Below are 9194 nucleotides of genomic sequence, written 5' to 3' on the forward strand. Positions count from 1 at the left end.
GACAGCCCCATAGGCGGCCGCGGCGGCGAAGCGGCGTGAAAGGCAAAGGACGGAGACAATGACCATCAATCTGCAAAAGCCGGACATCACCGAGCTTAAGCCGCGCATCACCGTGTTCGGTGTCGGCGGCGGCGGCGGCAATGCCGTCAACAACATGATTACCGCCGGTTTGCGCGGTGTCGAGTTCGTGGTGGCCAACACCGACGCGCAGGCGCTGACCATGTCGAAGGCAGGCCGCCTGATCCAACTCGGCGCGCATGTCACCGAGGGCCTAGGCGCCGGCTCGCAGCCGGAAGTCGGCCGTGCGGCGGCGGAAGAGTGCATCGATGAGATCCTCGATCACCTGACCAACACCCATATGTGCTTCGTCACCGCCGGCATGGGCGGCGGCACCGGCACCGGTGCTGCTCCGGTCGTTGCCCGCGCAGCGCGCGAAAAGGGCATCCTCACCGTCGGCGTCGTCACCAAGCCGTTCCATTTCGAAGGCCAGCGCCGCATGAAGACAGCGGACTTCGGCATCGAGGAACTGCAGAAGTGCGTCGATACGCTGATCGTCATCCCCAACCAGAACCTGTTCCGGCTGGCCAATGACAAGACCACCTTCGCCGACGCCTTCGCCATGGCCGACCAGGTGCTCTATTCCGGTGTTGCCTGCATCACCGACCTGATGGTCAAGGAAGGCCTGATCAATCTCGACTTCGCCGACGTGCGCTCCGTCATGCGCGAGATGGGCAAGGCGATGATGGGCACCGGCGAAGCTTCTGGAGAGGGCCGTGCGATGGCCGCCGCCGAAGCGGCGATTGCCAACCCGCTGCTCGACGAGACCTCGATGAAGGGCGCCAAGGGCCTGCTGATCTCGATCACGGGCGGCCGCGACCTGACGCTGTTCGAAGTCGACGAAGCGGCGACCCGTATCCGCGAGGAAGTCGACCAGGACGCCAACATCATCCTGGGCGCTACCTTCGACGAGGAACTCGAAGGTGTCATCCGCGTCTCGGTGGTTGCCACCGGCATCGACAAGTCGGCGGCTGAAATCGCTGCTGCGCCGATCTCGATCCGCACGGCACCGCAGAAGCCGGTCAGCCGCCCGGCCGTTGCCGCGGTGGAAAGCCGCCCAGTGCCGGTCCAGCAGACCATGTACGAACCGCGCGCCGCTGACCCGGTTGCCGAAGCCATCCAACTGGCCGAAGCCAATGCCGCAGCCATGGCTCAGGCGCGCCCGGCTCCGGTTGCTCACGCTGAAGATTTCCGCCCGCAGAGCAAGATCTTCCAGGCGCCGCCAGCACAGCCGATGCCGCAGCCGGTGGTCCAGCAGATGCAGCCGGCTCCGCAGCCGCGCGAGATGCTGCGCGAAGCCCCGCAGCCGGTTGCCATGGCGCCGCAGCGTATGCCGCGTGTCGAGGACTTTCCGCCCGTCGTCAAGGCCGAGGTGGATGCCAAGAGCCGCCCGACCGACCACGAAAACAACAGCGGGCCGATGGGCCTGCTGAAGCGCCTGACCAACGGCCTGACCCGTCGCGAAGAAGAGCCTGCACGGCTCCAGCCGGCGCAGCCGCGCGAACCCAAGCTGCGCCAGGCCGCACCCGAAGTGCGCCGTCTCGCCAGCCAGGATGCGCAGCTCTACGCGCCGCGCCGTGGTCAGCTCGACGATCAGGGCCGCCTGACACCGCAGGTGAGGGCGACTCAGGAAGACGATCAGCTGGAGATTCCGGCGTTCCTGCGCCGCCAGGCCAACTGATTGGTAAACGGACTGTAACATTTGTTAACAGGCAAGCGAGGGATCGCTTGCCTGTTAACGTTTTAAGGGGTGTAATTTCAAGCACTTACTAAGTCGTGCCCATTCCAGTTTGCGGTTACACAGAGTAAGAAACCGTGATTTGGAGTCTCCCTGACGGGACATTATCTTCGCCGCCTACCATCGTCGGTTTGCTAGGATTTCGGGGGAAGTCGCCCTGCTTGCCGATTCACACAAGAGCCGCGCCCTCGGGCTGGAGAAGCGGACCTAGGCATTACGGGCTTATGGGGATTGTCTTGCACGACTATCAGACGACATTGAAGACGCGCGCGTCGCTTACCGGCACCGGCGTCCACAGCGGCAAGGAAGTTTCCATCAGCTTCATGCCGGCGGATGCCGACACCGGCATCGTTTTTCAGCTTTTCAGCGGTGCGGAGCAGGGCCGCGAGTTCCGGGCCTTGGTCTCGGAAGTCGGCGCCACCGACTTGTGCACCATGCTTGGTGATCCCGCCGGCGAGCACATCGCCACAGTCGAGCACATCATGGCTGCGTTGCTCGGGCTCGGTATCGACAATGTCGCAATCGAGATCGATGGTTCCGAGGTTCCGATCTTCGATGGCAGCGCCATGGCGTTCGTCGAAGCCATCGACCAGGCGGGCATCGAGACGCTGTTGGTCAAACGGCGCTATATCAGGGTCATCAAGCCGGTCCGCATCGAGAATGGCGCCTCGTGGGCAGAGTTCAGGCCCTATGACGGCACCCGTTTCGAGATCGAGATCGACTTCGAAAGCCCGGCAATCGGCCGTCAGCTGTTCGCGTCCGACCTCAATGCCGATATTTTCCGCCGCGACATTGCGCGCGCCCGCACCTTCGGTTTCATGAAGGACGTCGAGCGGTTGTGGGCCGCCGGCTACGCGCTCGGCTCCTCGCTGGAGAATTCGCTGGTGATCGGTGACGACAACCGCGTGATCAACATGGGCGGCCTGCGCTATCCCAATGAATTCGTGCGCCACAAGACGCTGGACGCCATGGGCGACCTGGCCTTGGCCGGCGCCCGCTTCATCGGCTGCTTCCGTTCCTATCGCGGCGGCCACAGGATGAATGCAGCGGCACTGCGCCGCCTGCTGTCGGATCGCACCGCGTTCGAAATCGTCGAGACGACACGCCGGGAGCGTGGCCGCAGCGCCGAGATGAACGCTGTCAACGCGCCGCTCTACGCGCCCTGGATGATCTGATTTTTTAATTTTTCTAGGGTTCCATGAGGTATGACGCGTGTTGCAGAGATGCATCACCTGTCAATGAAATTGCATGGATATTGAAGCTGTGTCCCGCCGCCACAAAAATGCGCGATTGGCCGGAGATAGCGTTGCCGGGCAAGGCGGTAATGGTTTATGGCTGCTGCCGTCGATTAGTGCATGGCGCTCAAAAGTGGGGACCAGTTTTGAGACAACGGCGTGCAGCGGACTTTAAAATAACGCCGAAAGGGCGGAATCCAATCATGTTCTTCAAGCGAGTCGGTCAATCGAAAGCGCCGCAGAGGGCTGTTTTCCTGGCGCTTTCGGTGGTTGTTCCATCGCTGTTCCTGTCGGCCTGCATGTCGTCGGAAAAAGATATCGACCTGTCGACCTATGTCGACCAGACCGAACCGGCCGATGTTCTCTATAATCAGGGCCTTGCCAATCTCAACGCCGGACGCCTGCAGGAGGCGAGCCGCAAGTTCGACGCGGTCGACCGCCAGCACCCCTATTCGGAGTGGGCCCGCAAATCGATGGTGATGGGCGCTTTCGCCGATTATCGCCAGGGCAATTATGACGAGGCGATCGGCTCAGCCAAGCGCTATCTGACGCTCTATCCGTCGACCGATGACGCTGCTTATGCGCAGTACATCATCGGCTTGAGCTACTACCGCCAGATCAAGGACGTGACGCAGGACCAGAAGGAAGCGCGCCAGACCGTGCAGACGATGCAGGATCTGGTGACGCGCTGGCCGACCTCGGAATATGTCGACGACGCCAAGGAAAAGATCCGCTTCGCCAACGATCAGCTGGCCGGCAAGGAAATGCAGATCGGCCGCTACTATCTCGAGCGCCGCGAATACATCGCCGCCGTCAAGCGCTTCCGCACCGTCGTCGAGAACTATTCCAACACGCGCCATGTCGAGGAGGCGCTCGCTCGCCTGACCGAAAGCTATTACGCGATGGGCCTGACCTCCGAGGCGCAGACTGCCGCTGCGGTGCTCGGTACCAACTACCCCGATAGCTCGTGGTACAAGGATTCCTACAAGCTCTTGCAGAGCAATGGGCTTGCACCGCGCGAAAATGCCGGGTCGTGGATATCCAAGGCCGGAAAGATGATCACCGGCGCCTGATCCCAAGCAGACTTCGCGGACTTCGCCTACGCGCCGTCTGCTTGGTCTCCTGGTTTGTCGCAGGTTCTTGTCGAAAAACCGCACGATACTTTTGCGGAACCTGCTTGGAGCCATTCGGACCGAGCGTGTGTAGCGCTTTTTCGGATTGATCCGGTGCTCAAACAAAAAGATAGTGCGGCGCTGCGACTACAAATTTCGCGTGCCGTTCTAGATTCGGGTTCTGATGCTTTCCAGACTGTCGATCCGCGATATCGTCCTGATCGAGAAGCTGGATATAGACTTCCAGCCGGGCCTTTCCGTGCTGACCGGCGAAACCGGCGCCGGCAAATCCATCCTGCTCGATGCCTTGTCGCTGGCGCTTGGCGCGCGCGGTGACGCGTCGCTGGTGCGCCATGGTGCGGCGCAAGGCCAGGTCATCGCCGTCTTCGACGTGCCACGCAACCATCCGGCCCGCACCTTGCTTGCCGACAACGCCATCGAGGATGACGGCGACATCATCCTGCGCCGCTTGCAGACGGCGGATGGCCGCACCCGCGTCTTCGTCAACGATCAGCCTTCAAGCGTCACCTTGATGCGCGATGTCGGGCGGGCGCTGGTCGAGATCCATGGCCAGCACGATGAACGCGCTTTGGTCGATCCCGGCGCGCACCGCGAGGTGCTCGACGCCTTCGGTGGCCATCTTGGCGCCGTCCGCTCGACGGGCGAGGCATGGCGGCACTGGCGCGCCTGCGAGCAGGAACTGTCGCGACACCGCGCCAAGGTGGCGGCGGCCGCGCGCGAGGCCGACTATCTGCGCGCCGCGGTCGCGGAACTGACGAAGCTCGATCCGCAGCCGGGTGAGGAGACCGATCTAGCCGAATTGCGCGCGTCGATGATGCGGGTGGAGAAGATCGCCTCCGAAATCCATGATGCGCAGGATGTGCTGTCCGGCCCGTCCTCGCCCCTGCCGCAGCTGGCCAGCCTGCTGAGACGGCTGCAACGTAAGGTGACGGAGGCGCCGGGCCTGCTCGACGACGTGGTCAAGTCGCTCGACGAGGCGATGCTGTCGCTCGACGCGGCGCAGTCGGGTGTCGAGGCCGCACTGCGCGCCACCGAATATGATCCGCAGCGGCTGGAGAAGGCGGAGGAGCGGCTGTTTGCGCTGCGCGCGGCCTCGCGCAAGCACAGCGTCGCCGTCGACGACCTGGCGCAGCTGCGCGACACGATGGTCGCCGATCTCGCCGATCTCGATGCCGGCGAGGAGCGCCTGCACGGGCTGGAAAAGCTGGCCGCGGCGGCGCGCGAGACCTACGACATCGCCGCCGCACAGCTGTCCTCGCTTCGTCATGCGGCGGCCATCGGCTTGGCGAAGGCGGTCATGGCGGAATTGCCGGCACTGAAGCTCGAACGCGCCGCCTTTATTGTGGAAATGAAAAGCGAGGCCGAGAGCCGCATGGAAGAGGGCATCGACCAGATCGAATTCTGGGTGCGCACCAATCCAGGCACGCGGCCCGGGCCGATGATGAAGGTCGCGTCCGGTGGCGAGCTTTCGCGCTTCCTTTTGGCGCTGAAGGTGGCGCTTGCCGACCGTGGCTCGGCGCCGACGCTCGTTTTCGATGAAATCGACACCGGCGTGGGCGGCGCCGTCGCGGACGCCATCGGCCAGCGGCTGGCCCGGCTTTCGAAGCGCGTCCAGGTGCTGTCGGTCACGCACGCGCCACAGGTGGCGGCGCGCGCGGCGACGCATTTCCTGATCTCCAAGTCCGGCACCACCGACCGTGTCGCCACCGGCATTGCCGAGATGGACCGGCCGGCGCGGCAGGAAGAGATCGCGCGCATGCTGGCCGGCGCCACAATCACCGACGAGGCACGTGCGGCAGCGGAGCGGCTGCTGCGCGAGAATACCGGCGCTTCCTGACGGCGCTACTTCTCGATCGGGCCGCTTCTGGTCGGTGAAATTCGGCGTCCGAACAGAGTCAGCATATGGCTCCATCCCGCTGTTTCAGCGTGGTTTTGTCAGAATTCAGCTCCCTTCCATCCGAATCCTGATCTATTGTCCCGGGCCAACAGCAGCCAGGTGCAAAACCATGTCCGAAAAACCAGTCGATGCCCTGACCGAAAGCGAGGCCGAAGCCGAGCTGAAGCGTCTGGCGGAAGAGATCGCCGAGCACGACCGGCGCTACCATACCGAAGACGCGCCTGTTATCACCGACGCGCAGTATGATGCGCTGGCGCGGCGCAACCTTGCCATCGAGGAGCGCTTTCCGGCGCTGGTGCGCGAGGATTCGCCGTCGCTCAGGGTTGGTGCAGCCCCGGCGGAAGGCTTTGCCAAGGTGCGCCATGCGGTGCCGATGCTCAGCCTCGCCAAGGCCTATACCGACCAGGACGTCACCGATTTCATCGAACGCGGCCGGCGGTTCTTCGATCGCGACAAGGATCTCGACATCGCCTTCACGGCCGAGCCGAAGATCGACGGGCTATCGGCTTCGCTGCGCTACGAGAAGGGCGTGTTCGTGCAGGGTGCGACGCGGGGCAACGGTGCCGTCGGCGAGGACATCACCGCCAATTTGAGGACCATTGCCGACATTCCTTCGAAGCTGAAAGGCTCGGGCTGGCCCGAGATTATCGAGATACGCGGCGAGGTCTACATGACCTATGCGGAATTCGAGGCGCTGAAGCAACGCTCGGCGGCGGTCGGCGGCCAGGACTACGTCAATCCGCGCAACACGGCGGCCGGGTCGCTGCGCCAGAAGGATCCGTCCGTCACCGCCAGCCGCAACCTCAAATTCTTCGCCTATGCCTGGGGTTACACGACAGCGGATCCTGCTCCGACCCAGTATGATTCGGTGCAGAAGTTCGCGGAGTGGGGATTCAAGGTCAGTCCGCTGATGGTGCGGGCGAAATCGGCCGATGATTTGATCGCGCATTATCACCGGATCGAAGAGCAGCGCTCGGCGCTTGGCTACGACATCGACGGCGTCGTCTACAAGGTCGACCAATTGGAGCTGCAGCGCAGATGGGGGTTCGTCACCGGCGAACCGCGCTGGGCCGTCGCGCACAAATTTCCGGCCGAACAGGCGATGACGACCCTGCTCAAGATCGACATCCAGGTTGGCCGCACCGGCACGCTGGCGCCGGTGGCACGATTGGCGCCGGTCACGGTTGGCGGCGTGGTGGTCGAGAACGTGACGTTGCACAATGAGGACTACATCAAGGGCCTGGACAGTAGCGGCCAGCCGATCCGCGACGGCATCGACGTGCGCATCGGCGATACGGTGGTGATCCAGCGGGCAGGCGACGTCATTCCGCAGATCGTCAGCGTCGTCATCGACAAGCGGCCTGCTGATGCGGTGCCGTACGAGTTCCCGCATACTTGCCCAATCTGCGGCTCGCCGGCAACGCGCGAGATCAACGAGAAAACCGGCAAGGAAGATTCCCGCCGCCGCTGCACCGGCGAACTGATCTGCCCTGCCCAGGCGGTGGAAGGATTGCGCCACTTCGTGTCACGCGGCGCCCTGGACATCGAAGGCCTGGGTGCTGAAAACATCGACACCTTCTTCAATGCTGGCCTGATCAAGACGGCCGCCGATATCTTTACGCTCAGGGATCGTCGTCCGGCCGTCACCAGGGCGCTGGCCGAGCGGCGCGAAGAGCAGGCGAGGCAGCGCGAGGCCGCGTCGGGCAAGACGCGCAAGAATGTGCGCAGCGTCGAGGATCGCAACTACGAAGGACTCGACAAGCTGTTCGCCGCGATCGATTCGCGCCGCGAGCCGGAGCTCGACCGTTTCATCTTCGCGCTCGGCATCCGCCATATCGGCGAAACGACGGCCGCGGTGCTTGCCCGGACCTTCTCGACCATCGAGGAGCTAATCCGCGTCGGCAAGGAAACAGCGGCCGCTGCCGATCCGCACAGCGTTTTCCCGTCGGTCAACGGCATCGGCGACACGGTGATCGATGCACTGCGCGATTTCTTCGGCAATGAACGCAATGACGACGTGCTCGACGCGCTGCTCAAGCAGGTCAAGCCGAAGCCCTATATCGTCAACGTCTCGGCCGACAGCGAGGTCGCCGGCAAGACGGTCGTGTTCACAGGCTCGCTGGAGAAGATGACACGCTCCGAAGCCAAGGCGATGGCGGAGCGCCTCGGCGCCAAGGTCGCAGGCTCGGTTTCGGCGAAGACGGATCTGGTGGTGGCCGGGCCGGGGGCCGGCTCCAAGCTGAAGCTCGCGAGCGAACTCGGCATCGAGGTGATCGACGAGGACGCCTGGCTGGTGCGGATCGGCAAGGCATGACCGGACCGTTCAGCGGCTTCGGCCCCAAAGCCATTCCGTTCCTGAAGGCGCTGGATTTCCACCAGAGCCGCGAGTGGTTCCTGGAGAATCGCGACCTCTTCGAAAAGGATTTGCGCGATCCCTTCGGCGATCTGGTCGAGACGCTGACCGAGCGCTTCGCGAAGGCAGGGCTCGGCCTGCGCGGCGACCGCAAGAAGTCGCTGTTCCGGATCAATCGCGACGTGCGCTTCGCCAAGGACAAGCGGCCCTACAACAGGCATTTGTCGGCCATCCTATCGCCCGACGGCACCAAGATGGAGCAGGGCGTGTTCTACGTGCATATCGGGCTCGAGCGCTGCTTTGCCGACATTGCCTGGTGGCAGCCGGAGCCGGCGCTGCTGCTGGCGATGCGCAAAGCCATCGAGGCAAAGCCGGACAGGTTTCGTGCCCTGGTGGCGGCGTTGAAGAAGAACTGTCTTGAACTCGAGACGGAAGGCCGCATGAAGCGTACGCCACGCGGCTTCGAGCATATCAGCGATGCTGATCTGATCGCCGCCATCCGCAACCGGCATTTTGTCGTCCAGCATGTCATCGATCCGGCCGGAATCCATACGGCTGCGCTGGTCGACGAACTCGTCGATTTCACCTTGCGCGCCAAGCCGCTGCTCGACTGGGGCAGGGCGATCGAGGCCAAGGTTTCGGAGCATTTGGCCAACCCGTAGCCGTTTCGAATTTCAAGTCGAAGCGCTGGCCGATGCCAGGGGAATCGCTTCAGGTTAACGTTGATTTTTGACGGATGAGATTTTCGAGATAATCGGCGTTGAGATTGGCGAGTTTTCGT

The 9194-nt window shown here is 63.2% G+C and carries 6 protein-coding genes; all 6 read left to right on the forward strand.

The genetic code is table 11. From position 1 onward, the window contains the following. Window positions 1–58: 58 nt before the first annotated feature. The 6 genes from ftsZ to NKI73_RS17245 all read left to right on the forward strand — a co-directional run bounded on the left by ftsZ (window position 59) and on the right by NKI73_RS17245 (window position 9075). Window positions 59–1738, forward strand: coding sequence for a cell division protein FtsZ (ftsZ, locus tag NKI73_RS17220; RefSeq protein WP_352631681.1), 1680 nt, complete (start codon window positions 59–61; stop codon window positions 1736–1738). A gap of 281 nt (window positions 1739–2019) precedes the next feature. Beyond that, complete coding sequence (gene lpxC / locus NKI73_RS17225; protein WP_352631683.1) at window positions 2020–2970, forward strand: UDP-3-O-acyl-N-acetylglucosamine deacetylase; 951 nt, start codon at window positions 2020–2022, stop codon at window positions 2968–2970. Window positions 2971–3233: 263 nt separating this feature from the next. After that, complete coding sequence (locus NKI73_RS17230; RefSeq protein WP_023757017.1) at window positions 3234–4103, forward strand: outer membrane protein assembly factor BamD; 870 nt, start codon at window positions 3234–3236, stop codon at window positions 4101–4103. Window positions 4104–4326: 223 nt separating this feature from the next. Further along, window positions 4327–6000, forward strand: coding sequence for a DNA repair protein RecN (gene recN / locus NKI73_RS17235; RefSeq protein ID WP_352631685.1), 1674 nt, complete (start codon window positions 4327–4329; stop codon window positions 5998–6000). Window positions 6001–6169: 169 nt separating this feature from the next. Then, the gene (gene ligA / locus NKI73_RS17240; protein WP_352631686.1) at window positions 6170–8374 is read left to right on the forward strand and encodes an NAD-dependent DNA ligase LigA; all 2205 of its coding nucleotides are present in this window, start codon (window positions 6170–6172) and stop codon (window positions 8372–8374) included. Continuing rightward, window positions 8371–9075 (forward strand): DUF2461 domain-containing protein, encoded by a 705-nt coding sequence (locus NKI73_RS17245; protein ID WP_352631687.1) that lies wholly within the window; start codon window positions 8371–8373, stop codon window positions 9073–9075. The genes ligA and NKI73_RS17245 overlap by 4 nt, the downstream gene beginning before the upstream one ends. Window positions 9076–9194 lie beyond the last annotated feature (119 nt).

Origin of the sequence: Mesorhizobium sp. M0496 (assembly GCF_040321205.1) — a bacterium.
In the GTDB taxonomy this organism is placed as follows: Bacteria; Pseudomonadota; Alphaproteobacteria; order Rhizobiales; family Rhizobiaceae; genus Mesorhizobium.

Excerpts from the sequence above, each read along its gene's own strand:
- NKI73_RS17230 (WP_023757017.1), top strand. The coding sequence starts at position 3,234 with ATGTTCTTCAAGCGAGTCGGTCAATCGAAAGCGCCGCAGAGGGCTGTT.
- recN (WP_352631685.1), top strand. The coding sequence starts at position 4,327 with ATGCTTTCCAGACTGTCGATCCGCGATATCGTCCTGATCGAGAAGCTG.
- NKI73_RS17245 (WP_352631687.1), top strand. The coding sequence starts at position 8,371 with ATGACCGGACCGTTCAGCGGCTTCGGCCCCAAAGCCATTCCGTTCCTG.
- ligA (WP_352631686.1), top strand. The coding sequence starts at position 6,170 with ATGTCCGAAAAACCAGTCGATGCCCTGACCGAAAGCGAGGCCGAAGCC.
- ftsZ (WP_352631681.1), top strand. The coding sequence starts at position 59 with ATGACCATCAATCTGCAAAAGCCGGACATCACCGAGCTTAAGCCGCGC.
- lpxC (WP_352631683.1), top strand. The coding sequence starts at position 2,020 with ATGGGGATTGTCTTGCACGACTATCAGACGACATTGAAGACGCGCGCG.